This is a genomic window from Nocardia beijingensis NBRC 16342 (assembly GCF_001612785.1).
Lineage (GTDB): Bacteria > Actinomycetota > Actinomycetes > Mycobacteriales > Mycobacteriaceae > Nocardia > Nocardia beijingensis.
The window spans coordinates 179,510-204,343 of sequence record NZ_BDBC01000032.1 but is presented as its reverse complement, the minus strand read 5'-3'; the positions used below and the strand labels follow the sequence as shown (position 1 = coordinate 204,343).

General features: G+C 69.9%; 18 protein-coding genes and 1 pseudogene. 11 read left to right on the top strand and 8 right to left on the bottom strand.

Annotated features, from left to right (window positions below; genetic code table 11):
* From NB3_RS20200 to NB3_RS20180, 5 genes and pseudogenes are all read left to right on the top strand, one after another.
* Positions 1-591, top strand: a pseudogene (locus tag NB3_RS20200) (lytic transglycosylase); the annotation flags it as partial.
* A 707-nt stretch (positions 592-1,298) separates the two neighbouring features.
* Complete coding sequence (locus tag NB3_RS20195; RefSeq protein WP_157111898.1) at positions 1,299-2,525, top strand: hypothetical protein; 1,227 nt, start codon at positions 1,299-1,301, stop codon at positions 2,523-2,525.
* A gap of 110 nt (positions 2,526-2,635) precedes the next feature.
* Positions 2,636-3,859: a serine hydrolase gene (locus NB3_RS20190; protein ID WP_067805587.1), complete on the top strand. Its 1,224-nt coding sequence runs from the start codon at positions 2,636-2,638 to the stop codon at positions 3,857-3,859.
* A gap of 167 nt (positions 3,860-4,026) precedes the next feature.
* Positions 4,027-5,268, top strand: a complete 1,242-nt coding sequence (gene trpB / locus NB3_RS20185; protein ID WP_067805657.1) for a tryptophan synthase subunit beta — start codon at positions 4,027-4,029, stop codon at positions 5,266-5,268.
* A gap of 76 nt (positions 5,269-5,344) precedes the next feature.
* Complete coding sequence (locus NB3_RS20180) at positions 5,345-6,484, top strand: metallophosphoesterase (RefSeq protein WP_067805583.1); 1,140 nt, start codon at positions 5,345-5,347, stop codon at positions 6,482-6,484.
* A 16-nt stretch (positions 6,485-6,500) separates the two neighbouring features.
* On the opposite strand, the gene NB3_RS20175 is transcribed toward NB3_RS20180, so the two are convergent.
* The gene (locus NB3_RS20175; RefSeq protein ID WP_067805581.1) at positions 6,501-8,156 is read right to left on the bottom strand and encodes an alkaline phosphatase D family protein; all 1,656 of its coding nucleotides are present in this window, start codon (positions 8,154-8,156) and stop codon (positions 6,501-6,503) included.
* Positions 8,157-8,203: 47 nt separating this feature from the next.
* Positions 8,204-10,816 (bottom strand): LuxR C-terminal-related transcriptional regulator, encoded by a 2,613-nt coding sequence (locus NB3_RS20170; protein WP_157111897.1) that lies wholly within the window; start codon positions 10,814-10,816, stop codon positions 8,204-8,206.
* A 221-nt stretch (positions 10,817-11,037) separates the two neighbouring features.
* Between NB3_RS20170 and NB3_RS20165 the strand changes: the two genes are divergently transcribed.
* Positions 11,038-11,451: a DUF7144 family membrane protein gene (locus tag NB3_RS20165; protein WP_067805575.1), complete on the top strand. Its 414-nt coding sequence runs from the start codon at positions 11,038-11,040 to the stop codon at positions 11,449-11,451.
* Positions 11,452-12,002: 551 nt separating this feature from the next.
* Positions 12,003-12,782, top strand: a complete 780-nt coding sequence (locus NB3_RS20155; RefSeq protein ID WP_084823499.1) for an alpha/beta fold hydrolase — start codon at positions 12,003-12,005, stop codon at positions 12,780-12,782.
* A gap of 79 nt (positions 12,783-12,861) precedes the next feature.
* Here the strand turns inward: NB3_RS20155 and NB3_RS20150 are convergent, their stop codons facing one another.
* The 6 genes from NB3_RS20150 to NB3_RS20125 form a co-directional block, all read right to left on the bottom strand.
* On the bottom strand, positions 12,862-14,592 hold the full coding sequence (locus NB3_RS20150) for a S1 RNA-binding domain-containing protein (RefSeq protein ID WP_157111896.1): 1,731 nt from the start codon (positions 14,590-14,592) through the stop codon (positions 12,862-12,864).
* Complete coding sequence (locus NB3_RS20145; RefSeq protein WP_067805566.1) at positions 14,589-15,536, bottom strand: hypothetical protein; 948 nt, start codon at positions 15,534-15,536, stop codon at positions 14,589-14,591. Before NB3_RS20145 ends, NB3_RS20150 begins: the two co-directional genes overlap by 4 nt.
* 10 nt (positions 15,537-15,546) lie before the next feature.
* On the bottom strand, positions 15,547-16,542 hold the full coding sequence (locus NB3_RS20140) for an AAA family ATPase (protein WP_067805563.1): 996 nt from the start codon (positions 16,540-16,542) through the stop codon (positions 15,547-15,549).
* Between the two features lie 22 nt (positions 16,543-16,564).
* A complete protein-coding gene (locus NB3_RS20135) occupies positions 16,565-17,974 on the bottom strand; it encodes a toll/interleukin-1 receptor domain-containing protein (protein WP_067805560.1) in 1,410 nt (469 codons plus the stop codon).
* A gap of 186 nt (positions 17,975-18,160) precedes the next feature.
* The gene (locus NB3_RS20130; protein WP_067805557.1) at positions 18,161-19,954 is read right to left on the bottom strand and encodes a hydroxysqualene dehydroxylase; all 1,794 of its coding nucleotides are present in this window, start codon (positions 19,952-19,954) and stop codon (positions 18,161-18,163) included.
* On the bottom strand, positions 19,947-21,359 hold the full coding sequence (locus NB3_RS20125; RefSeq protein ID WP_067805554.1) for an NAD(P)/FAD-dependent oxidoreductase: 1,413 nt from the start codon (positions 21,357-21,359) through the stop codon (positions 19,947-19,949). Before NB3_RS20125 ends, NB3_RS20130 begins: the two co-directional genes overlap by 8 nt.
* A gap of 169 nt (positions 21,360-21,528) precedes the next feature.
* On the opposite strand from NB3_RS20125, the gene NB3_RS20120 reads away from it, so the two are divergent.
* The 4 genes from NB3_RS20120 to NB3_RS20105 all read left to right on the top strand — a co-directional run bounded on the left by NB3_RS20120 (position 21,529) and on the right by NB3_RS20105 (position 24,827).
* Positions 21,529-22,173, top strand: coding sequence for a TetR/AcrR family transcriptional regulator (locus NB3_RS20120; protein WP_067805551.1), 645 nt, complete (start codon positions 21,529-21,531; stop codon positions 22,171-22,173).
* Positions 22,174-22,343: 170 nt separating this feature from the next.
* Positions 22,344-22,559, top strand: a complete 216-nt coding sequence (locus NB3_RS20115) for a hypothetical protein (protein WP_067805550.1) — start codon at positions 22,344-22,346, stop codon at positions 22,557-22,559.
* 804 nt (positions 22,560-23,363) lie between these two features.
* Positions 23,364-23,699 carry a histone-like nucleoid-structuring protein Lsr2 gene (locus NB3_RS20110; RefSeq protein WP_067805548.1) on the top strand — a complete coding sequence of 112 codons (336 nt, stop codon included), beginning with the start codon at positions 23,364-23,366 and terminating at the stop codon, positions 23,697-23,699.
* Positions 23,700-23,810: 111 nt separating this feature from the next.
* Positions 23,811-24,827, top strand: a complete 1,017-nt coding sequence (locus tag NB3_RS20105; protein WP_067805545.1) for an iron-containing redox enzyme family protein — start codon at positions 23,811-23,813, stop codon at positions 24,825-24,827.
* The last annotated feature ends 7 nt before the right edge of the window (positions 24,828-24,834 follow it).

The following is a 24,834-nucleotide window of genomic DNA, read 5'->3' as shown; positions in this document are numbered from 1 at the left end:
CCGCCGGTGGGGCCAGGCAGCGACATGACCGCGGTCACCGCGACGGTGCCCGCGCCCGAGGTGGCGCAGCAGACGCCGTCGCCGTCGCCGCGGCCGCAGATCCCGAGGCAGACGCAGGTGATGATCACGCTGCCCGGTCTGCCGCCGATCCCGTGCGGGATCTTCTGCCCGCCTCCGGAGCCGGTGCATCCCTGCCTCGCGCAACCGATTCCCGCTCCGATGCCGCGACCGGGACAGCCGGAATCCGGTCGCATCCCCCTCGCGCCCGGGCAAACGTACGGTGCGGCCCCCGAGCAGCTGCGCGACCCGGACCTCGACGGTGCCGACGCCGAACCGCGAAGCGCCGACGCCGGAACGGTCTGCGCGCAGCCGGAAGCGGCCACCATCCCCGCCCCAGCGCCGGACGCCCCACAGCGGGACGTCGCGCCACACCACCCCGAACCTGCCACCACCACCCCGCCCGCGCCGGAACCCGAACCGGAACCGGCGCCCGAAGCGGAGCAGGCACCCCCGCCGCCACCCGCGATCACGCTGCCCTTCGGCATCGTCATCCCGTTGCCGGGACCACCCCCGCCGCCACCGGCGGGCTGACATCGGCTGTCACCAGAGCAGGCTCGCATCCGGCGACTGCCCGCCCCGCCCCGTGGCGAGCCGAGGGATGAAATGCGGCGTCGTCGCCGGCCCCGGTTGCGCGGACCAGACCCGGGTGTGGACGAGCCTCGGTGAGTTCGCGCAGTACGTCCGCGGCCGGTGCCGCGAGCGCGGCCTGCAGTTGAGCGACGTGCCACAAGGCCCTCGCTTCCGGTGCAGCGAACCTGCACCCCCGCCGCGCGCAGTGCGGCGACCAGCGCGATGCACTGCTTGTGTAGCAGTTCGCTGACGTCCACCTGCACGGAGGTCGGCGCCGCAGCGCTCGAAGAGGTCTTCGAGCGCTGGGCCGCACCGTGTTTCTCCGCCGATCGCCCTGCGATACGAGCCGCTTACGCACGACATCGCATCGGGTGGAATACCGTGCATGAGTGTCGCCGATGGATTCGGCCACGACTGTGCCTGCGGAGCGCGCGACGCCTGCCGCAAACCGTATCCGGACCGCGTCGACCGACGTATTGTGGTCGTTAGCTATCGCGTGGCATCTACCAGAGGCGCCCAGGAGGCCGGTCACCGTCAATGGTCTTCGAGGACGTCATTTCGTGCGGTGGGCGCTCGGCGGATGGGCGGCCCGGTGCACCGACCGGGACCCATCGCCGGCGACCGCGGTGACGAACCTTTACCGGGACCGGTCGAGCAGAGGTGATCTCATGAGGGCCACAGTCGGAATATCAGCGGAGCAGGCGGTGGTACGTGGGGTGATGATCGCGTCGACGGCGCGACGAGGCACCCGTCCCGCCGTGCTGGGGGAGGTCGAACAGCCGGTCGAGCACTCCACCGCCGCATCGGTGGCCGCCGCGCTCGACGCGTTGACCGCCGCCGCGGGCTCCGGCGCTCGAATCGATGACGTCGCGGTCGCCTACCGCACCGTGGCCGAACGGCGGGCAATCGTCTCGCAACTCTCGTCGGCCTCGTGGCGGTCGTCGTCGCTCGTGTCGACCAAGACCGCGCTGCTCGCGCTGCTCGCGGACCTGCCAGGACTGGCCGAGGACGACACCCTGCTGGTGTTGGAGGCCGTCGGCTACCACACGTCGTATCTCGTGGCCGCGCCGAATCGAGAGGATATCCTGCTGTCCGGATCCTGGTCGTCCGGTGTCGTCGACGCGGAGACCGCGGGTTCGGCGGCCGACCGGATCAGGCCTGCTCTGGAGGCGGCCGGGGTACTGCCCGACGCGGTGGTGCTGTGCGGCTCGTCGGCGGGAGATCCGGCGGTGGTCTCCGCGTTGCGGGCCGGGCTCGACGTGCCGGTCGTCACGGCGCCCGACCATGCCGAGGCCGCCGCTTACGGCGCGGCGTTGGTCGCCGCGGCTCCGTTCCGGGGCGCGGCGGCGGAACCGGCGACGGCCGAGCGCGGGCACGGCGGTCGCGTGCTCCTGGCCGGGGCCGCGGTCGCCGCGCTGCTCGGCGGCGCCGCGATCGCGGTCGCGCAGGCACGGGACGACCGTCCGGCCGACGCCGAGATCGGTGGACCGGCGCCCGTCACCGCCACCCAGCCGGTCGACCCGAATCCGGCGCAGGCGGCCCCCGCTCCCGCGGTCGAGCAGGCGCCCATCTCCGTGGTGCCGGAGGCGGCCGCCACTTTCGAGCCGTATCCCGAACCGCCGGTGCCACCGCCGCCTCCCGCGCACGCGAATGCTCAATTGCCCGCACCGCCGGTTCCTGTGCCCCCCGGACCGCCGCCCGCCGAGCAGCAACCGCCGCCGCACCCGCGCACCTCGACGGAATACCCGGAACCGACAACCGCGGCCGTCCCCGACGACACGTTCCTGTTCCCGGGCGAGTCGCCGCCGCCACCCTGGAATGCCGACCCCGCGACCGTCCAGGCCTGGTGGGACAACCACGCGAAGCTGAAGGAGAGCTGGCTGAGCGGCCGCTGACAGCGTCCGTGACTCCGCGCCCGGCGGCCTCGGACGCGGGCGGGGTGCGAATGCCCGCTGGGACGAGCGGCGCGGCGGCGACACCCTCGGGCAGTCGATAAGCTGGCCGGGTGAGCGCACCAACGGCCGGAACGGTGGCGATCGTCGACGACCTGGAGGTCGTGACGACCCGAGGCCATGAAGACGAACCCGAGGCGACCGGGATCGGCCGCGCCGACGTGGAGTCGCTGTGGGCGTCGGTGCAGGCGTGGTACCGCCTTGGCACCACCCCGGCGATCCAGGTCTGCCTGCGCCGTGACGGCGCGATCGTGCTGAACCGCGCCATCGGTCACGGCTGGGGCAACGCGCCGGAGGACGGACCGGACGCGGTCAAGGTCCTGGCCACCCCGGAGACGCCGTTCTGCGGCTTCTCGACCGCGAAGGGCGTGGCCGCTGCGCTGATGTTCATGCTCGTCGAGCAGGGTGCGTTCGCCCTCGACGAGCCGGTGTCCGTGTACATCCCGGAGTTCGCCGCGAACGGCAAGGCCGCCATCACGATCGGTGACGTGCTTTCGCACTCGGCCGGGATCCCCTTCGTCACACCGCCGTACCGAGGCGTCGATCTGGTGCTCGACGAGGAGTTGGCCGTGCGTGGGCTGGCCGATCTGGTCCCGAGCTGGAAGCCGGGACGGTTCCGCGTGTACCACGCGCTGACCATCGGGTTGATCCTGCGGCTGCTGGTGCGGCGGGCCACCGGCAAGCGGCTGCGCGAGCACCTCGCCGAGCAGGTGCTGGAGCCGTTCGGTTTCCGCTGGACCAACTTCGGTGTGCGGCCCGAGGACGTCGGCAAAGTGGTGCCGAGCGTGAAGACCGGTCCGCCGCCGTCGCGCACGGCGAGTTATCTGGCGCGCAAGGCCATCGGCGGGCGCATGGACCGGGCATCCCGCGCGGCGACCGACGCCTTCCTCACCGCCGAACTGCCGTCGGGGAATCTGATCACCACCGCGGCGGAGTTGTCGCGGTTCTACGAGATCCTCACCCGCGGCGCACCGGACGGCAGGCGCATCATCCGGCCGGAGACCTTGGCCGAAGCGGTGCGACCGGCTCGCTGGATACCCGGCGTCGCCGGACGCGTCAGCCGGGCCGGATTCGAACTCGGCGGGCGCAGGTCGAAATTCGGCCGCGACACCGGATCGCACTTCGGGCGCAGCGGTCTGACCACCCAGTACGGCTGGGCCGACCCGGCTCGCGGGCTGTCCGGGGCCATCCTCACCAGCGGCAAGGCCACCACCGACACCGAGCGTCCGTGGCGGCTGGTCGCCCAGATCTCCGCCACGGTGCCTGCCGATCGGTAGCCACGCGCCGATGGCGTCCCGCGCCGAGGGCCTCCACCAGTGAGAACACCTTAGCCATCCGAACGATTTAGTCTGTTAACTCGGTCGTTGCCAACCTGTCGGGTTGTGCTAGCGCTAACGGAACAGACTGACCCGTCGGCTCTTTGGCGGTGAAAGCGTTGGTGTTGATGAGGATTGACCTTGACGTGGCGGTGAGCGCATCCCGGCACGAGATGTTCCCCGACGAGCGCGGCCGGTTCGGCGTGTTCGGAGGCAGATTCGTCCCCGAGGGCCTGATGGCGGCGCTGCTGGAGCTGGAGGACGCCTATCGCCTGGCGCGGGACGACCCCGGGTTCGTCGCCGAACACCGGGAACTGTTGCGAGACCGGGTCGGCCGGCCGACACTGCTGCACCAGGTGCGGCGCTTCGCGGGGTTGCTGGGCGTGCCGGGCGTCCGGGTGTATCTCAAGCGCGAAGACATGGCCCACACGGGCGCCCACAAGATCAACAACGCCATCGGTCAAGGGTTGCTGGCCCGGCGCATGGGCAAGAAGCGGATCGTCGCCGAGACCGGCGCGGGACAGCACGGCGTCGCGGTGGCGACGGTGGCGGCGATGCTCGGGTTGACCTGTGTGGTGTACATGGGAACCGAGGACATGCGCCGTCAGCCGTCGAACGTGCTGCGGATGAAGTTGCTCGGCGCGGAGGTGCGCCCGGTCGACATCGGCTCGCGACGGTTGAAGGAGGCGATCAGCGAGTCGGTGCGCGACTGGGTGGCCAGCGTGGACACCACTCACTACCTGTTCGGGACAGCGGCGGGGCCCGCGCCGTATCCGCGGATCGTGCGGGACTTCCAGACGGTGATCGGCACGGAGACCAGGGCCCAGATCGCCCGCGTCGAAGGCAGACTCCCGGATTACGTCCTGGCCTGCGTGGGCGGCGGCAGCAACGCGATCGGGGTCTTCCATCCGTTCGCCGACGATCCGCAGGTCCGGCTGATCGGCGTCGAAGCGGCCGGACTGGGGGTGGACACCGGCGAGCACGCGGCCACCCTGAGCATGGGCAGTCCCGGCGAGATCGACGGCTCCTACAGCTATCTCCTACAGGACGAGGACGGCCAGATCGCGCGGACGCACAGTATCGCGGCGGGACTGGACTATCCGGGCGTCGGCCCGGAACTCAGCCACCTGAAACACAGCGGCCGGGTGACCTATCGAGCCGCGACGGACGCGGTCGCCCTGCGCGGCATGCAGGCGCTCAGCCACACCGAAGGCATCCTCGCCGCACTGGAATCCGCTCACGCCGTCGGCCACCTGATGGAGATGGCCGACCGCGGTGAGATTCCCGCGGGCTCGCTGATCGTGCTGTGCCTGTCCGGCCGGGGCGACAAGGATCTCACCGTGGCCGCCGAGCGGCTGGGCGTGGCATGACCGCTGCTAAGGTCGAAAGCGCCCATGGCGCCGGAGAGGGACCGCGCGCTACACCCGCGCACGAGGACGAGCCCTCTTGAAGTATGTGCCCCGCCTGATCTTGTTCCTGGCGATTCCCGCTGTCCTGTTCCTGCTGCCGTGGTGGACGCTGGTGGCGGCGCCGACCGAGGACTCCGGCCCGCTGTTCTGGCTGGGTTCGGCGCTTTTCCTGCTCGGGTTCGCGTGCCTGCCCGCGGCGATGTATCTGGGCCACGGGCCCGCGCAGTCGGACGTGGCCTCGATCGTCGGCGACACCTTGCTCGGTGTGATGTGGGTGCTGTTCAGCTGGTCGGTGCTGGGCAATCTCGCGCGCGCGGGATTGACCGTCGCGGGCGTCGGCGACCCGGCGCGCTCCGGGATCGTCGCGGTCGGCGTGCTCGCGGTCGCGACGGCGCTGGTGGTGTGGGGTGTGATCGAGGCGCGCCGGGTGCCGCGGGTGCGCACGGTGGAGGTATCGATTCCCGGTCTCGGCCCCGCGCTCGACGGACTGCGCATGGTCGTCGTGACCGACACCCATTACGCCGCGCTCGACCGGCTGCGCTGGTCGGAACGCGTGGTGGAGGTGGTCAACGCGCAACGGCCCGACATCGCCTGCCACGCGGGCGACCTCGCGGACGGATCGGTGGCGAAGCGGCGCGCGCAGGTCGACCCGCTCGGCAAGGTCGAGGCCGAACTCGGCCGGTTCTACATCACCGGCAATCACGAGTACTTCGGCGACGCCGAGGGCTGGATCGAGCACATGGCCTCGCTCGGCTGGCAGCCGTTGCACAATCAGCACGAGGTGGTGCGCCGCGGCGGTGATCGGCTGGTGATCGCCGGCATCGACGACCCCACCGGTGTCGGTTTGACCGGCCACGGCCCCGACCTGCCCGCCGCGCTCGCGGGGGCGGACCCGGATGTCCCGGTCGTGTTGCTCGCCCACCAGCCCAGACAGATCGCGCAGGCGGCGGCCGCCGGTGTGGCGCTGCAGATCTCCGGCCACACCCACGGCGGCCAGATCTGGCCGTTCCACTATCTCGTCCGCCTCGAGCAGCCCGCCGTCGCCGGGCTGAGCCGCCACGGCGAGCGCACCCAGCTCTACACCAGCCGGGGCACCGGGTTCTGGGGGCCGCAGCTGCGAGTGTTCGCGCCGAGCGAGATCACCGTGCTGATCCTGCGTGCGGAGTCGGCCGGGTGAACGCGCGGGCGTGGGGTCAGCGCGGGCCGCGATCGGCGTCGGCCCGGCTGTCGGCATCGGGTGCCGACGGCGGCGCGGAGGAATTGCCGGAATTCCACGCCTCGCTGACACCCGGAATTCCGTCCTGCACGACGTAACCGGCGCGGGTCTGGATCGGCGCGCCGGGACGGCGGACATAGGGCACCACGCGAAAATCGTTGCGCCACAGATGGTGATCAAGTTCCACCCGGACGTAACCGCGCTGGGCGTTGAAGAATTTGACGTCCGGATTCGCCGCGAGCAGGCGGCGGCCCTTGTCGCTCAGATCGGTGCCGTCGCCGTTGCTGGTGATCGAGGTTCCGGTGAATTCCGCCGCGACCACCGGTGATCCGGGGTCGGCGTAGTCGCGCCGCAGGTCGGCGGCCTGGTTCTCGTGCCGGTCGCCGGTGATCACCACGAGGTTTCCCGCGCCGTGCGCCGCGGCGGCGCCCAGCACGGCGTTGCGGTCGGCGACGTAGCCGTCCCAGGCGTCGGTGGAGACGCTCACACCCGGACCCGGATCGGAGTCGTTCTGGCTCATGCCCACCTGGTTGCCGAGAATCCGCCAGCGAGCCGGGGACCGGGTCAGACCGTCGATCAACCACTCCCGTTGGGCCGCACCGAGGATCGTGCGGCCGGGGGAGAACCGCTCGGCGCAGCCGCTGACGACGGCGTCGCCGCAGGCCTGCGGTGTGCGGTACTGGCGGGTGTCGAGCATCGTGATCTCCGCGAGGTCGCCGAACCGGAAACGGCGGTGCAAGCGGATGCCCGCCGCGGACGGCAACTGCGCGAGGCGCAGCGGCTGGTGCTCGTACATGGCCTGGAAGGCGGCGGCGCGGCGCCTGCGGAACAGGGCGGGCACCCGCCAGATGTCCAGACCGATGCCGGGGGCGTCGGCGGCCCAGTTGTTGTCGACCTCGTGGTCGTCCATGGTGACCAGCCACGGAAACGCCGCGTGCGCGGCGCGCAGCGGCTGCTCCGATTTGTACAGCGCGTAACGCAGCCGGTAGCCGGGCAGGTCGACGGCTTCGTCACGGAAATGCGGGCCCATCGCCACGCCTTCCCGCCCGCGCGACCAGGCTCGCTCGTAGATGTAGTCGCCCAGATGCACGACCAGATCCAGGTCTTCGCGGCTCATGTGCTCGTAGGCGGTGTAGTACCCCGAACTCCACGACTGGCAGGAGGCGAAGGCGAAGCGCAACCGCGCCAGCGCCTGGCCGGGCGCAGGAGCGGTGCGGGTCCGTCCCACCGGCGACACGGCCGAGCCGGCCCGGAACCGGTAGAAATACCAGCGATCCGGCGCGAGTCCACGCACCTCCGGATGCACGCTGTGGCCGAGTGCGCGGGTGGCCACCGCCGATCCGCGCGCCACCACTCGGCGGAAGTGCTCGTCGTCGGCGACCTCGTAGTCGACCGTCACCGGGTCCACCGGCATGCCGCCGAGGCCGTCCGGCGCCAGCGGGTCCGGGGCGAGCCGCGTCCACAGCACCACACCGTCGGGGGCCGGATCGCCGGAGGCGACGCCGAGCGAGAACGGATCGCCGAGCCTGCGCGGGGCGGGAAAACGGGCGCTGCTCGCCACCGCGGCGCCCGCCAGGACCGCGGCCGACCCCGCGGCGCCGACGCGGAACAGTTCCCGCCGTGAGAGAGCCATACCTCAGCGTAGAACCGCACCCGGCGGCGGGAAGCCGGGTCGCGACGTCAGAGCAGGCCGCCGCGGCGCGCGTGGTGCAGCGCGTCGACCCGGGAATTGGTGCCCAGCTTGCCGTAGATGCCGCGCAGGTGCGTCTTCACGGTGTTGACCGAGACCCCGAGGTCCTCGGCGATCTGCTGGGCGGTGCGGCCGGAGGGCAGTTGCTTGAGCACGGTCATCTCGGTGTGGGTCAAGGCCGGGTAGGCCGGTCTGCGGCGCGCGGCGGGATGACGCCGGATCGCCTCGGCGAAGCTCTCCGCCCGGCCGAGCCGTCCCGCGTAGCTGTCCAGCAAAGGCATCGCGGCGGGCACGTCGAGGAACGGCCGCAGCAGCCGGTGCGGTGTCGCGGAACCCAACGCGTTCTCCAACGCGGTGAGGGCTCTGGCCGGAGCCCGTGACTCGTGTTGCGCCGCGGAGTAGAGCAGCCACCCGGTGACCGCGCTGACCGGGCGCAGGTCACCCGCGCGGTCCAGCAGGGGTTCCAGCACCGCGCAGGTCGCCTTGCGGCGATCGGCCGCGGCGTGCAGCGCCGCGTCGGCCAGCCGCACCTCGGGCAGTTCGCCGACGATGCCGCGGGCGCGTTCGACCAGCAGTTGCGCTGTCCTGGCATCGTGCACGCGCAGCAGCGCCCACACCACCGGCAGGATCAGGCTGCCTGTGGTCGCGGGCACCGCCGTGTGCTCCAGCAGGACCAGCAGGCTGCGGCGCAGCGCGTCGACCGCGGCCGACTGTTCCTCGGCCCGTTCCAGTTCGAGCAGGCGGCCGATGACGTGGCCGCGCCGGCCGGCGACCGGACCGTGCGATCCGTCGTGGTCGACCCGCTCGGTGAGCACGGACGCGACCTGCGCCGCGCCGGGCGTCTCGCCTTGCAGGTAGGCGCCGTAGGCGGCCACGGCGGTCGCCTGGACGGCGTCGGTGCTCTCCAGCAACCCGTGCTCCTGCGCGACCGCCAGCGCGCGCGCCGCGCGGGCCCGCATCGCGGTGGCGGCGTCGACGGCGTCGGCGGCGAACGCGAGCCGGGTCAGCGCACGCAGCACCAGGCGGGGCCGCCCCGCGTGCTCGGCCAGCGCGAGCCCGGAATGCAGCAGCTGTTCCCCCCGCGTGACCGCGCCGCCCGCGACGAAGGCGGTGGCGATCTGGATGTCGGTGTACGCGTCGAGATCGGGGTCGCCGGTCGGCGCGACGTGCTCCGGGAACTGCGGGAAGACCGCCCCGGTGGTCGCCGCGACATCGATGGTCGCGGCGAGGGTGAGCGCGTCCAGCCGCTCCGGCGCGGCGAAGGAGACCTTGGCCGCACGCCGCGCCGCCGCGGTGTCCAGGCACGCCACCGCGGCGGCGGCGCTGCCCGCGACCACCGCGTCGACGACACGCACCAGCCACAGGAACGGGTCGTCGAGCAACGCGGGCGCCGAGCGGGCCAGCTGATCGAACAGCGTCGGGCCCAAGCCGTCGAGAACCATGCGCAGGGCGTACGCCGACAGGAATTCGCACAGCTGGTCGTGGTCGCCGCTCGCGAGCTGATGCGGCAGGGCGGTCCCTGGCAACCCGGCGGACCGCAGCCATCGGGCCGACCGGCGGTGCAGTTCCGCGCTGAGGTGCGGTCCCAGGCGCCGGGCTTCGGCGAGGAAATACGCGCGCACCAGCGGATGACAGGAGAACCACACATCGCCGTCGCGCACGACCGCATCGATCGGGAAGCCGGCCCGGTCCAGTTCTTGCAGCGCGTGCCCCGCACCGCCGCCAACGAGTTCGTCGGCGAGCTGCTCGGTGAACGCGATCGGAATGCTGGTGTGGGTGAGGAACCGGCGCAGCGTCGGCGGCAGTGCCTCGATGAGCTCACCGAGCAGGAAATCGGCGACCGCGCGCGCCGGACGAGCGAGCGCGGCGAGCGCCGCGGCGCGATCGCCGCTCGCCGCGGCCACATGGCTCGCGGCGATGCGCACGAGCGCGGCCCAGCCCCTGGTCATGGCGTCGAGCGCGTCGAGCTCACCGGCGGTGAGCCCGCACCCGTGGTCGCGGCACAGCGCGTCGATCTCGTCCAAGGTGAAGGCCAGTTCGCCCGCACCCCAGCGGGTCAGCCTGGCGTGGAGTTCGATGGCGTGCCAGCGCATCGGCGGAGCGAAGCGGGCACACAGCACCGTCGTGACGGTAGGCGGCGCGTGGAGCAGGAAGTATTCGACGCCGGCCAGTGTCTGCGGATCGGTGAGCAGATGCGCGTCGTCGAGCACCAGGATCGTCGGCGTCGTCCGCGCGGCCAGCGTCTCGACGAGCGCCGCGGCGGACGCGGTCGGCGGGGCGGGGTCGGTCGTCGCCGCGATGCCGAACCGGGCGTGCAGGACCGCCCACAGCGACGCCCCGTCGTCGAGCTGCTCGGTGACGGTCAACCAGGCGATGTCGGACCCGCGCGCGGCGTGCCGGGCGGCCCAGTCGGCGGCCAGCACCGACTTCCCGGTCCCGGCGGGAGCGTGGATCAGCAGCACGTGCCCGGTGCCCGTCATGCTGTCGGCGGCGGCGTACAGATCGGGCCGGGGGATCGGGGTGAACGGCAACGCGGGCAGTTCGGCAGTGCATTCCGCCGCGGCCGGGATACGGCGTAGAGCGGGGACGTGCGATGTGGTCACCGTGCCTCCCGGGCCGTGTGCTGACAGATCACTACCGCGCCTCGGTAGCGGAACATACCCGGCGCGAAGTCCGCTCGATCGGATCGTGTGACGTCGTTATGGAATTTTCATTTCGTGCCGCCGCGCTGGATGGGAGTCACCCGAAACGGGTGAAGTGCCGCACGGGTGGACTGGTGGAGATTCGGAAGGCGTCCACTACTTCCCGAGAAAGGGGGCGACCGATGACGCACATGACCGAACCGGAGTCACACCCCGTCCGCCGTGGCATCGCGGCGGGCACGTCCATCGCGGCCGCGATCCTGTTGCTGACCGTGGGGGTGCTGTCGATCTTCGAGGGGATCTCGGCCGTCGCCGAGGACGAGCTCATCGTCGTCGGCGCCGAATACGTCTACAAGTTCGACACCACGACGTGGGGCTGGATCCACATCGTGCTCGGCATCCTGCTGGTCGTCGCGGCGCTGGGTCTGATGACCGGCGCGACCTGGGCGCGGGTGGTGGCGATCTGCCTGGCGGCGCTGTCGATCCTGGCGAACTTCATGTGGCTGCCGTACTACCCGGCATGGTCGATCCTGGTCATCGCGCTGAACGTCGTCGTGATCTGGGCGGTCGCCACCTGGCGTCCGGAAGCGGTCTGACCGCGCCGGCGTTCGCGAGCCGGGTCCGCACGGCGCGAGCAGTCGAACACCCCGGCGGCGCCGTGTCCCATCCGGCGGCGCGGCGGCCCCGGGGTGCTCCAGCGTCTCGCCGATTCCGGCGAAGACGTCGACGGCGCCATGCTTCGCGGTAGCCGACGCGGACGCTCCCGCGATCCGCAGGACGGCGACCGGTTGCTGTCGGCCTGCCGGACCGGGAAGCGCGCCGCCGTCTCGGCGGGCATCCCACGCAAGCGGACGACGCGTCGGTCCCACTGAAACGTGCTCGGACGGGCCGGGTTCGGTGCCTCCATTCGCCGGGTTCGATGTGTCCGCGCGCCGGTGGCGTTGTGGCGCTTCACTAACGCGGCGCGCGGAATTCGTGGTCTGTCGGTGCGGCGGGTCGGTGGCGCTGGCGATACCGTCGGAGCGAAGCAGCGTTCCGGAGAGCAAACTCCGGCGACCGCGCGGTGAAGTAGGGGTTTCCGCTGCAACCATAGGCGAGGTTGTGGTATCCACCTTCGAGACCGCACTACGAATTCGAAGGGACGCCAATGCCCAGCAAGCCCCCGCTCGTTCTTCTGCACGGAGTCACGATGTCCGAACGGGTGTGGGACCACGTCACACCCTTGCTCGCCGCGCGCCACGAGGTGATCACACCGACCGCGGTGGGGCATCGCGGCGGTCCGCCTGCCCTGCGGCGTCCGGCGCGGGTCGAGCACCTGGTGGACGACATCGAGCGGCGGTTGGACGGACTCGGACTGCACCGGGTGCACATCGCGGGGAATTCGCTGGGCGGTTGGATGGCGATCGAGTTGGCCCGGCGCGGCCGAGCCGAGACCGTGTGCGCGCTCTCGCCAGCAGGCTTCTGGGAATCCGGAGACCGCAGCCGTACGGTCGCGACCCGCCGCATCGCCCGCGAGGTGACCACGGGGCGGCTGCTCGGCTTCCTCGCCCCGGTGGGCCTGCGGGTCGCGGCGGTGCGGCGAGCGGCGTTGCGCAACGTCGCCGTGCACGGAGACCGTGCCGACGCGGCGCAGGCCATGACGTTCCTGCGGGACCTGCTGGGCTGCACCGTCACGGCCGATCTGCTCGGCACCGACGAACAGATCGCTGCGCTCGACCCGCTGCCGTGCCCGATCACGGTGGCCTGGTCCGAGCACGATCGTGTGCTGCCGGCACAGACCCACTTACCGGTCGCGCGGCAACGGCTGCCCGAGGCCGCGTTCTCCGTTCTGCCGGACACCGGTCACGTGCCGATGATCGATGACCCCCGGCTCGTCGCACAGACGATCCTGACCACCACGAGCATGACCGCCGCCGAGGCGTCCTGATCCGGCTGCCGTTCGGCCCCGTCTCCGGTCGCGAACCGAAGGACCGGTTCGCGCCGCGGTCCGCTCCTGCCCTACTCGCTCAGGTCTGCGGGGGGAACATCGTCAGGGATATTCGTCGAGCTTCGGGATCTATGCTCAGAATCCAGCAATCGATCTCCTGCCCGTTCGTCAGGACTGTTCCCGCACTCGCTTCGGACGAGTGGAGCAAGGCTTCCTGAGCGAATCCGAAATTGATGAACCAGCCGAATGGAACGACTTTCACCACACGCCCGTGGACCCGGCTTCCGCGCTGGTAGAGCTCGCTCACCGTCTGCCAGGGTGAACGGACGGTCGCTTTGTGGGAGAGGGACACCCGTTGCCTGTCGAAATCTATCTCCAATACGACGACCTCCAGCATGTCACCCACTTGGGCCGGGAATTCGTCAGGAGCGGGCTTCTTCGAATTCCAGCTCATCTCCGTCACGTGCACCAGGCCCACCTCCTGTCCCGTGCGGTTCTCCGGAGGTATGCCCGCCGCATCGGCGAATGACACGAACAGGCCGAACGCGACGCGCTGCACGACCTCACCGGTGAATCGCGCTCCGACCGTGAGCGATCCGATGGACCACGCCGGTAGGACCCGTTCGACCACCACGCGCTGCTCGCGCACGTTGCAATTGATGACCCGAACCGTCATCTCGGACCCGACGAGCTGCTGAAGCACCTTGAAGGAACTCACCCCCGCTCGACTCGCGGGCAGCAGGGCGGAAAGACCGGCGAAGTCGCGGAAGGTCACGATGAGACCACGGCCACCGGGCAATGCCCGTGCGGCGGTGCAGGGCAGTGTCTCCCGCCTGCGCCAATGCCGGTCTATCGCCTGGATCATCCGATCCGCGGCGACCGTCTCCGGGGCGCTTTCCTCCGGCGAGAATTCGTCGAGGCGGTAGGTGCGCCGCCGCATATCCCGGATACTCACCGCGTCACGTCCGGTTCGCACGCGCACCGCGGGCCCGGGAATCCGCACCCGGACCCGGGTGGTGGTCGGCTCGGATTCGCCACTGCTGATGGTCAATATCATCGGATCGACCCGGGGAACCAGGATGGCGTTGCGGCGCCGCTGAGTGACGGAGCCGATTTCCAGGAACTCCCCGTCGCGAGCAACCCCCAGCGGCCGTTCGGGTAACAGCGCCATCGCCTCGGCGAGCAGTTCCTCGTCGGCTCCGTCATCCGGCCAGCCGATGTGCCGAGCAGGCAAGCCCTGCGCCAGGCACAGCTGGGTGAGCATCCACGCGGGGCCGCCTTCGACGACTTCGGATGGCAGTCGCGCGAACGCCCCCGACACCCACTGCAACATCCGCATCCGATTTTCGCGGGCTATCGTGCGGACGACCGAGGACAGCACATCGTCTCGCAGCGGCCGGAAATCGCTCGCGGTCGCATACGACCAGCAGATCTGCTCTTCGAGGCGGAGCAACGGCGACAGATCCACGGTCGTTCGCTCGATGATCGTGCGGAGCGCGCCGAGATTCGCGGCGAGGCCGTCGGCGACCAGAAGCATGCGCAGACGACGGCGTAGCGCGTTGGCGAACTCGGGTTCGAACGTGAATCCGTCCACCGAGTTGCTCTCGACGACGGGAGAGGCGCAGAGCTGGCTCTCCACGCTCAGCGTACCGGCGGGCAGGACGAGCCTGCGCGCCGCGCGCAGCAACGCGTACGGGACGAGCGGCGGCGTACAAATGGCACTGGCCACCAGCAGTATTCGCGGATCGTCACATCCGGGCAACGGCTCTTCGAGCCGGTTCTCGAGCTCCGGACCCCATGGACCGCTCACGTCCTGATCACCCGCCAACAGGATCGGCCTTTGCCCATGGCCGGGGGCTCACCGAACCACACGACATGAGCCGCGTGCCCGCGCCGGTTGAGTTCGGATGCGACTTCGTCCAGTTCGGCCGCGCGGGTGACGAAATCGGCGCCGAAACTGCCCGAGATGAAGACGTACGTGCATTCCTCCCGGAGCGGTTCGAACGGCCGCCATGACCAGACCGGACCGGAGCCGCAGCCGTGGAGCACGCTGCTCCGGAATGCCTCGAACCGGATCTCGTTCTCGGTGAGCAGGTGATAGATCAGCATCAAGAGATCACTGATGTCACCGGCGAAAGGTCCTATCGACAGCGAGAGGTCGTACAGGACTCGTATCGGTCGCTTCGTACGGGGCCGCTGCAGCAGCGGCGGATCGATGATCGGCATCGCCAGAGCGAGTTTCTCGACTATCTTGTCGGTGTCGAGAACGGGCGTCGTGGCGTCACGCCGGAGAATGGTCGATATCATGCTGGAGATCGCTCTCGTGTGCTGATATTCCGCGGCTCTCGCGGTCGGCTGCGTCGCGGGGGGCGACGGCAACGGGATGTGGCGGTACCCCGTGACCGGCGGGGACGACTCCTCGCTCGACAGGATGATCGGGACGAGTTGACGGGGAGATCCGCCTTTTCCGCCCATCGTCGTCACCTCGAGCCGCTTCTTCGCGGTCGTGTCCCGAATGGTTTCCTCGACGTCGTCTTCGGTCAGCAGTGACCACCCGTCGGCCGGGTTCGCCATGGACGCCGCTTCGAAGAATTCCGACTCGGTCGGCTCTGTCTCGGCGGACTCGGGCGTCGTGGGCTGTCTTTCGGCGCGTGGCTCGTCCGAAAGGCCGCATCCGGCGAAGCGCAATGCGAGTTCGAGGTCGTCGAAATGCCTGCGATAGGCGATCACCTGAAGCGCTGAACGGATTTCCATCCTGCTTCCCTCACCACTCGATCATCCGCGATCCACGAACATCCTTCTTCTCGATCACGAGTTGCTCGACGATCTTCCACTCCTCCGAATCGATGGCGATATCCAGGGAGAGAAGCGTGCGGATCAGGTCGAGGAACTCGGCGATACTGGGCTGGGTGTCGATGCCGTCGGATTCGGTGAGCTTCACGGCGAGATGCCGTATCTGGGTGTGGGTTTGCTCGTCCAGTTCGTGCGCCGCGAAGTGGACACCCGCGATCTCGATGAGCTTGTTCGCGTCCGGTGTCGGTATGGTCAGGGCGATGCATCGTCGGATGAACGCGTTCGGCAGATCGCGTTCGTTGTTCGTCGTGATCAGGACGATCGGGCTGCCCGGAGTCTGGTCCTCGTCCGGTGTGACGAGTTGCCCGATCGGTTGAACAGGGAACTGCCTGCTACCCAGCGGAACCAGCAATCCGTTGCAGAACGCGCTGTCGGCCTTGTCGATCTCGTCGATGAGCAGCACCGCACCCGGCTCCGTCGCGACGTGATCCGCCAGCATGGACGGCGGTACCGCGTCGATGAAGTCCGCGCTGCGCGCGACATCGGGTGGCGCGCCGCGGCGCCGGGCTGTTTCCGGGCTCAGGCACCACCAGAGCGGTCCCGGCTCGAGGTATCGGTAGATGTCGGTGTTGTGCGCCTCCTTGACGAGGGCGCCGAGGTTGGCGTCGTTGAGCCTGCGCACGTTGTCGACGCGCCACAGCAGGTCCTGTGGGTCGGCATTCTCGGTCACCGTGAATTCGTGATAGCGCAGGCCGAGATTGCGCGCGATATAGGAAGCGAGACTGGATTTGCCGCATCCCGGCGGCCCCGCGAGCAGCAGTGGCCGTCCGGTCACCATGGCGACTTTCAGTGCCGTCCTGATCTCCTTCGAGGTGACGTACACCCGCCCCTCGCGCGAATCGCCGCGCCCGTCCGACCGGTGGTCGACATCGTCGAAGTCGTGCAGCCGATCGATGATGTCCAGCATGTCGCCACGGCTTCTTCTCTGATCAGTCGACGCCATCTACATCCAGTTCCTTGCCGATCAAAGCTGCTGTCCGACTGAGATAGCGGCGTGCGTCGCGCTCCCTGGGTTCATCGATTCGTGTGTAGGCTCGCTGGAAGGAGTTGTCCTTCCAGATGGCGCTCGACTTGCTCGCCAATATCACGAACACGACGCCAGGGAATCTTTTTCGTAAGGTACCTATGAGTGTGTTCACGGCGCCGGGGTTGAGATTCTCGAACCGGAGGAGCACGTAGACTCCGCCGCCGAGCGATTCCATCTCCTGGGCGATGTCCTCCGGCGTGTCGTGGATCGACAGATGCAGCAGGCGCCGCAAACCCGTGTCGTAGCGCTGCAGTATCTCCGAGAACGCGCTTTCTCCGACGACGTCGGAGAAAGGTATCACCGCGAATTCGGGTGCTTCGCACGTGGCCCGCAGAACGATATGCTCGCCCAGTCTGAGCTGGCTGGTCGTGATCGCCAGCACGCGTTGATCGGGAGGGAGCATGGACGCGTCGGCGATCACCCGGGCGGCGTCGAGGTCGACCCAGAGCGGGCACGCCCGCTGGACGATCTTGGACCGGCGTCGCTCGTCGTCGATCAAGGGGGCGAGCTGGACGAGTGCCTGGTAGGCGTGCGCCACGTCGGTGCCGAGGAAGGCGGACGCGACCGCGGCATGCCGGTCGGCGATGCGGTTCCAATCGTCGGAGGCGAAGCCGAGCCGGTCGGCGACCCGCCAGAGCCGTTCGTCGTTGACCGCGGAGATCAAGTCGGAGAAGTCTTCGACCCAGCGCTCCAGGGGCGAGGATCGCTCATAGGTGGGAGCGGCCGCGAGCAAGTGCTCGGTGACGTATTCCGAAACCGTCTGAGCTGCTGTCTTGTTCGTCTTCCTGGTGGGCGAGCGAAGTACGGACAGCGTGCTCAGTCCGATCGGATTGCCGAGCGGATTCGCGGCGAGATCGCGTTCGCTGACCGATCCCAGCAGGACGGGAACGACATTGATGCCGCACGTCCATCGGCGCCACATCAGGATCGTCGCTTCCTTGCGCAGGTAGCTGGAGTCCAGGGAGTCGAGGTCGATCAGCACGATGGCGGTGCCGCAATTCTGCAGCGCGAGATGGGTCATGGGCTCGAACTCCATCCCCGGCTGGATCTCGTCTCGATCGACCCAGACGTCGTATCCGAGGTCGGTGAGGCGTGCCTTCAGGTCGCCGAGCAGGTGTGCGAGAAATCGTTTGCGGTGTACGTGGCGATTGATCGAGTCCCCCGGTCGCAACTCGTCCGCGTCGCGGATTCGCGAGCTGTGGCTGATGAACAGTTTCCGATTCGACGGGGCTGGTGCCAGGGCGGACGCGCCGACCGGTGCGAGCGAGGTCGACGGGGTCGCCGAATCCGACCTGAGCCGTTCCCCCAGCAAGCATGCCTCCCCTCAGGCGTTCGACCGATCCCGCGGTTCTCGGTCCGGCAACGTATTTCACCAGCACTGAACCAGTTACGCTACCTGCGATTCCTCTTCGGCGCTCTCGAATGTCCGGATGACCACCGAACATACGACAGTGCGGCCGCACTTCCCCGCGACCGGCGGCGGAACTCCGCAGGCCGGTCACACGTCGAGCAGATGCGGCAATCCGGCGCGGTAGCGGTCGGCGTCGATGCGTTTCCACGGGTCGAAGACCGGCAGGGACACCAGCGGGAAGACCGGGACGCGGGGCGCGGGATCGTCGGCGGCATCGAGGATCGCGTTGGTGGCGGCGCGCCCGGACTCGTTGGCGCCCTCCATGGTGGCGAGGTCGATGTTGTTGCGCACGTGGTCGCCGCCGAAGAACAGGTTCGCGATGGCGCAGCGGGCCTCCGGCCGGTGGTCGTAGGAGCCGACGGTATTGACCAGCAGCGGGGTTTCGTTGTGGATGCCCTCCGCGGTCCAGGTGATCCCGGGGTCGAGATGCCAGGAGCGGATGTCCTCGGGCCGCAGCCAGCCCGTGCCCGTGTTGAGCCACTCGCTCAGCTGCGCCCACACCTCTTCGGCGATCTCCTCGGCGGTGCACTGCTTGGCGGGCCGGTGGAAGCGGATGCCGGGGGAGTCCCAGTCGGAGATGTCCACCGAAAGGCATTCCCGCACCGTGCCGTCGCCGTATCGCGCGGCGAAGTCGCCGACCCACATCGGCGCTTGCCGCAGGGCGGTGAGCGCCCACGGCGAGCCGAGCGCGGCGATGTGGCCCTCCGGCAATTCGGTCGGGCGGGCGAGGTAGTACTGGATGCCGACCATCCAGTCGGTCCTGAGTTCGCGCATCCCCGCCAGATGCGGGTCCGCCTCGATGATCTCCTCGCTCAGCAGCGCGACCGCCTTGTCCACGGGCATGGCGCACAGATACCAGTCCGCGGTGACCGCGGTGGAGCGGCCGTTGGGGTCGGTCACCGTCGCCGAGGCGATCCGGCCGCCCCGCAACTCCAGCCGCGTCGCCCGCTGTCCTAGAGCGAATCGCACGCCCCGCGACCGCAGATACGTCACCCAGGGGTCGATCCAGGCCTCGTTGGTCGGGCGATTGAGGATACGGTCGATCCCGGCCGAGTACTGCGGGATCGCCCCGGTGCCCGCGAGCACGAGTGCCTCACCGATGGTGCCGATCGTGCGGGCCGAACTCGACTGGGGTTTGGCCGCGACGGTGATCCGGGTCAGGGCGCTGACCAGGTATTCGCGATAGGCCGCCGACTTGCCCTCGGCGCGCAGGATCTGCTCCCACGTCACGTATTCCCACTGCCCGAACCGCCGTTCGGTGCACGAGGTGAACCAGACGGTCATCTGCTTGGCGAAGAACGCCAGCTCGGCCGGGGGCAGTTCGGGGATGAACCCGAACGCGCCGATCAGCGTGTTCTGGATGCGTTGCGGCGTCAGCTGGTCGAGGCCGCCGAATTCGACCGGCGCGAACAGCGGCGGCCTGCCGCGGAAACCCGCGACGGTGCCCTCGACGCGAACCAGGTTGCCCGCCACGCCATCGGGATTGCCGGGGAAGGGAATCCGGCGCATGGTGTCGGGAAGATTCTGATAGCAGCCGGGGAAGAACCGGAAACCGTGCTCGCCGGGCAGGTCCGCACGGCCGTCGGTACCGGTGCCGGGCACGCCCATGCTGCGCGCCTTGCCGCCCAGGAACGCCGGTTCGTACACGGTGACCTCGTATCCGCGTTCGATCAATTCGTGTGCCGCCGAGAGTCCGGCGACTCCGCCGCCGAGAATCGCGACCGACTTTCCTCCGGTGGGCGATCCGGGCGTTCGGCGGGCTCCCGGCGGCGCGGCGTGTGCCTGCGCGGCGGCGGCGACGGACACTCCGGCCGCGAGTGCGCCGCGCAGCAGGTCGCGGCGGGAGAGGTCGATGGTCGGCCGAGGACGCGGGTCATGCATGTCGATCTCCTGAAGATGCCGCGAGACTGTCCCGCGGCGGCCGGGACGGGATGGCTTCGGCGGGACCGGTGCGCGTGAGCGCGCGGGCTTCCCTCCGTTCGGAGACCGCGTCGCGGCATTCGCCGGCCAGGTCGGCGAGGACGGGCCACGGCGCCCACCAGGAGTCGCGCAGTGCTCCCGCGGCGAACAGGGCGGCGCGGGCGGGCGTGAAGACGTCCTTCGGTTCCACGGTGCGGGAGAAGACTTCGGTGACCCGGTCGGCCAGCGCGGGGTCGTTCGCGGCCCTGCGGTAGAGCTCGATCTCCAACGGGCGCATCGCCGTGCCCCTGGCCAGGCGATTGGTCCACTGGTAGACGCCGAGGCACTCGCGATCGCGCAGCCGCTCCCATGCGGTCAGGGCGGTGTCGAGGTGCTCGGTGTCGTCGAGGGCGGGCGCGGCGAGTTCCCCGAGCAACCGGCCGTAGCGCAAGGCGTCGCGGATGCCCTGCGCGGTCACCGGATCCTTGAAATGGCCCGCGTCGCCCGGCAGCGCCCAGCCCGGCCCGGTCGAGCGCCGGAAATAGGAGGCAAGCCCGGTGGCCGCGCGCACCCGCCCGGCTCTGCGGCAGTCGCGCAACCGCGACCGAAGGCCCGGCAGCCGCTCGACGGTCTCCTGGTATCGCAGCTCGGCGCGTCGCGCGCCAGGTCCGCCGGGCTGCGCGGGCGGTTGGACCAGGCTCAGCAGCAAGCCGTCGTCGCAGGGGAACGCGGTGCCGAGATCGGGACCGCACCGCCATTGCGCGGCGATGTGCCGCTGGTCGGCCGCGCCGTCGTGCCAGTACGCGAAGTAGCAGTCCCGCCCGCTCGGCGCGGACAACACGGGCCGGGTGGCGCCGACGAGCCTGGCCACCGTGCTGCGGCGGCCGTCGGCCCCGACGACCAGGCGAGCGCGCAGCTCGTGCTCCCCGCCGCCGGAGGTGTAGCGGACGCCCGCGCACCGCCCGCCGGACCACAGCAGCTCGGTGACTCGCACGCCCTCTCGGATTCGCGCTCCGGCCGCGGCGGCGGTGGCCACGAGCGCGGCGTCCAGTCCGGTCCGCCGCACGCACATCGCGTGGCCGATGCCGTCCACCGGCGTGAACGACGAGCGGACCTCGACGCCGTCGCCGTCGGCGAAGGCCGTGGTCAGTGCGGGCGCGCCGAGCCGAAGAACGCGGTCGAGGGCTCCGGCGCGGCGCAGTTCGGCCAGGCCGGCGGGCCACAGCAGATGGGTCGAGAGGGTGTCGGAGGGAAAGCGCGCCGAGTCCAATGCGACGACCTCCCGCCCTGCGCGGGCGAACGCGATGGCGGCCGCGGAACCCGCGCAGCGCGCGCCGACGACCACCACATCGGTGTACTCGATTGCCGGGGAAGAAGATCCGCGCATGCCCGAACACCTCGGTCACATAGTCTCGGACACTGTGTCCGATCGATGGTGAGCGGTGTGCGCCCGAATGTCAACATCGGTGCCGTGTCGGCAGAATGGACGCCATGGTGGGACGCAACCGACCGGCACAGCCGACCGAGACGGCCGTCGCGCCGCGGAGAGGAGCCGGATGCCCTCGCTGACCCGAGTGCCCAGGAACGCGCGGAAACCGGTCGACGACCGGCGCGCGGAGTTCGAACGGCGTGTCCTTGGCGCGGTGGAGGAACTGCTCGCCGACGGCACGCCCTACACCGAGATCGCCGTGCACCGGATCGCCGCCGCGTCGCAGTCGGCGCGATCGACGTTCTACCGGTACTTCCCGGACAAGAGCAGGCTGCTGATCCGGATGGCCGAACTGGCCACGGCTGATCTGTTCGAGGCCGCCGAGCGCTGGTGGATCACCGACCACACCGAGCGGCAGGCCGGTGTGGTCGCGGCGGTGCGCACCATGATCGCGGGCTTCCGCGAGCACCGGTCGCTGCTGCTGGCGCTGAGCGAGGTGGCCGCCTACGACCGCGACGTCGGCGCGTACTGGCGCGGCCGGGTCGCCTCGTTCGTGCGGGTGGTGCGATCGCGGCTGGAGAAGGACCGGGCCGAGGGCCGGATCAGCCCGGCGATCGACCCGCAGGCCACCGCCGTCGTGCTCACCTCGATGGTCGAGCGGTCGATCGCGGCGAGCTTCTCCTCCGGGTCGGGGGTCACCGACGACGCGCTCGCGGAGGCGCTGGGCCGGGCCATCTGGTTGACCGTGTACGGTGACGCACCGTCGTCCTGACGGATCGCGCAGCGGCACAGGCGAATCCCTGTGCTCATGGTGTCGCTTCGCAACCACCCGATCCGCACGACGAGCGGGCCGTGCCCGCGGCGGCGCGGTCGGGCGATGCCCGGCTCGCGCGTGCGAAAAATGAGCGGTGACAGCGCATTCCGGCGCGCTAGGGTGCCGGGGTGCAGCCCACGGACGATCATTTCGGCGAGGAGGTCGCGGCCACCTACGACGAATCCGCGGCCGCGATGTTCGCACCGAGCGTCGTCGATCCGGCGGTGGACTTCCTGGCCGAGGCGGCCGAGGCGGCGCTGGAATTCGGTGTCGGTACCGGACGGACCGCCTTGCCGCTCGCCACGCGTGGGTTCGCGTGCACGGCATCGATTCCGCACCCGTGATGGTCGCCCGATTGCGCGCCAAGCCGGGCGGCGACACGGTCGGCGCGATCGTTTGGAAGGGGTACTCCAATATTTCTTCGCACGAGAGATTCGACCGCCGGCACCGACAGCGATGCCGCCCGGCGGAAAGAAACGCGGGGCGCGGGAATGGCGTCGATTCCGGGTGGGCGAGGGCTACGCCGGATCGAGTGATCCGGCGTGGTGCGCGCGAACCCGGACGCCGGGACGGGGAATTGCGGGTGCCGCGCCGAGGGCGCGGCGAATCACGTCAGCGACAACAGCCGATCGCGATTCGGGGTCCGCTTCCGATGCGTCGAGCGGCCGCACATCGAACACCGATTGCTCATCCACCGCTCCTTTCTGCTCCGCGCATATGGACCGCATCCGCGATCCCCTGTGAAGTGTGCACAAACGGCCGAAGCGGGAACAACGAAGCCGGCCTTGCGGAATCGTTCAGATTCAGTGAAAGCCGCGCCCGGCAGGGGACTCCGCCGACGTCGTTGCCGGCCGCGGTGATCGTGTCGAGTCGCCGCGGAGTGGGGAAGTGCCCGCCTCCGCCTCCTTCGCCAGGTGGTAGGTCCGCGCCGCCGTCGGAGCGCGGTCGCGACGGCGTTTGCCGATCGGCCGTGTGCGCGTGCACTATGTGATGGCGCAGCGGCCGCCCGCGGCGAATCGTTCGCTGCGTCGCGTTCCGCGCGCCGGCAGGGGACCCCGGTGTTCCGCGGGCGGATCCGATCTGTTATCTACTGGCTACGATTGTTTTTTCGACTGCACGCGCTCGGTAACCGCGAAGGGATTATCTCTATGGCACGCAAGGTCGTCGTGACACTGGTCGATGACTACGACGGCAAGTCTCAGGCCGAGGAAACCGTGTCTTTCGCCGTTGACGGCGTGGCCTACGAGATGGACTTGTCGGCGGAGAATGCCGGTCAGTTGCGCGGATTCTTCGAACAATGGGTTCCGTATGCCCGCAAGATCGGTCGCGCGCGCCGCGGCCGCGGCGGTGTCCTGCGGTCGGCGACCGATCGGGAACAGGCCACGGTGATCCGGGAGTGGGCACGCAAGAACGGCATCGACGTCTCGGCGCGGGGACGGATCTCCGCCGAGGTCGTCGAGGCGTACAAGAAGGCGAACGGGTAGCTCGGCGGCAGGTGCTTCTCGTCGGTGGCCGTCCCCGCGGCGTGGGGACGGCCACCGCATTCTTTCCGGCGGGGCCGCGATAAGGGCGCTCGGCCGGGGTAAGCGACCGGTATGACGGTCATGTTAGGCGCCCCGAAACAGGATCTGCCGCGCCCGCGCGGCGAGCTGTCGGAGGCGGTGGTGGAGCTGTTGCGCGGTGCGCCCGGCCGGGGTCCGGTGCCGGAGCCGGGTCCGGCGGACCCCTACGGCGAGGACCTGCATCTGGCGTTGCACACCTGCTACGAGCTGCACTATCACGGGTTCACGGCGGTCGACGCCGACTGGGAGTGGGATCCGGGTCTGCTGGGTCTGCGCGCCGCGCTGGAACAGCGATTCCTGCGGGCGCTGCGCGAGGACGTGCCCGGCGGAGCCGATCTGGACGCCGAACTCGACGGCTTGCTGGTGACCCCCGCCGACCCGGAGGGTCCGAGCCGTTTCCTGCGCGACGAGGGCGAATGGTGGCAGATGCGCGAGTACTTCGTGCACCGCTCGATCTACCACCACAAAGAGGCCGACCCGTACGCCTGGGCGATTCCCCGGCTGCGCGGCCAAGCGAAGGCGTCGCTGGTGGCGGTGGAGTTCGACGAGTTCGGGGGTGGGCGCGGTGAGCGCGTGCACGCGCAGCTGTACGCCGATCTGCTGGCGGGCGCAGGGCTGAATCCGGAATATCTGCACTACTTGGACGTGGTGCCCGCCCCGATGCTCGCGCTGGTGAACATGATGTCGCTGTTCGGTCTGCACCGGTCGTTGCGTGGCGCGCTGGTGGGGCATTTCGCCACGGTGGAGATCACCTCGCCGCCCGGTTCGCAGCGTCTGGTGGCGGCGTTGGAACGACTGGAGGCCGACCCGGCGTGCGTGCTGTTCTTCCGTGAGCATGTCGAGGCCGACGCGGTGCACGAGCAGATCATGCGCACCGGCGTGATCGGTGACCTGCTGCGGCGGGAACCGGAGCTGACCGAGTCGGTGGTTTTCGGCATCCAGGTGACGAATCTGCTCGAGGACCGCTTCGCCGATCATGTGCTCGGCGCCTGGCGCGCGGGCCGCAGTTCGCTGCGGGAGACGGGCCGCGCGCCGGGTGTGGCTGATTGAGCGGCGC

Bases quoted from the DNA above. Each gene is read 5' to 3' on its own strand.
- NB3_RS20195 (WP_157111898.1), top strand. From the start codon at position 1,299: ATGAGGGCCACAGTCGGAATATCAGCGGAGCAGGCGGTGGTACGTGGG.
- trpB (WP_067805657.1), top strand. From the start codon at position 4,027: ATGAGGATTGACCTTGACGTGGCGGTGAGCGCATCCCGGCACGAGATG.
- NB3_RS20175 (WP_067805581.1), bottom strand. From the start codon at position 8,156: ATGGCTCTCTCACGGCGGGAACTGTTCCGCGTCGGCGCCGCGGGGTCG.
- NB3_RS20165 (WP_067805575.1), top strand. From the start codon at position 11,038: ATGACGCACATGACCGAACCGGAGTCACACCCCGTCCGCCGTGGCATC.
- NB3_RS20155 (WP_084823499.1), top strand. From the start codon at position 12,003: ATGCCCAGCAAGCCCCCGCTCGTTCTTCTGCACGGAGTCACGATGTCC.
- NB3_RS20145 (WP_067805566.1), bottom strand. From the start codon at position 15,536: ATGGAAATCCGTTCAGCGCTTCAGGTGATCGCCTATCGCAGGCATTTC.
- NB3_RS20140 (WP_067805563.1), bottom strand. From the start codon at position 16,542: ATGCTGGACATCATCGATCGGCTGCACGACTTCGACGATGTCGACCAC.
- NB3_RS20130 (WP_067805557.1), bottom strand. From the start codon at position 19,954: ATGCATGACCCGCGTCCTCGGCCGACCATCGACCTCTCCCGCCGCGAC.
- NB3_RS20125 (WP_067805554.1), bottom strand. From the start codon at position 21,359: ATGCGCGGATCTTCTTCCCCGGCAATCGAGTACACCGATGTGGTGGTC.
- NB3_RS20120 (WP_067805551.1), top strand. From the start codon at position 21,529: ATGCCCTCGCTGACCCGAGTGCCCAGGAACGCGCGGAAACCGGTCGAC.
- NB3_RS20110 (WP_067805548.1), top strand. From the start codon at position 23,364: ATGGCACGCAAGGTCGTCGTGACACTGGTCGATGACTACGACGGCAAG.
- NB3_RS20105 (WP_067805545.1), top strand. From the start codon at position 23,811: ATGACGGTCATGTTAGGCGCCCCGAAACAGGATCTGCCGCGCCCGCGC.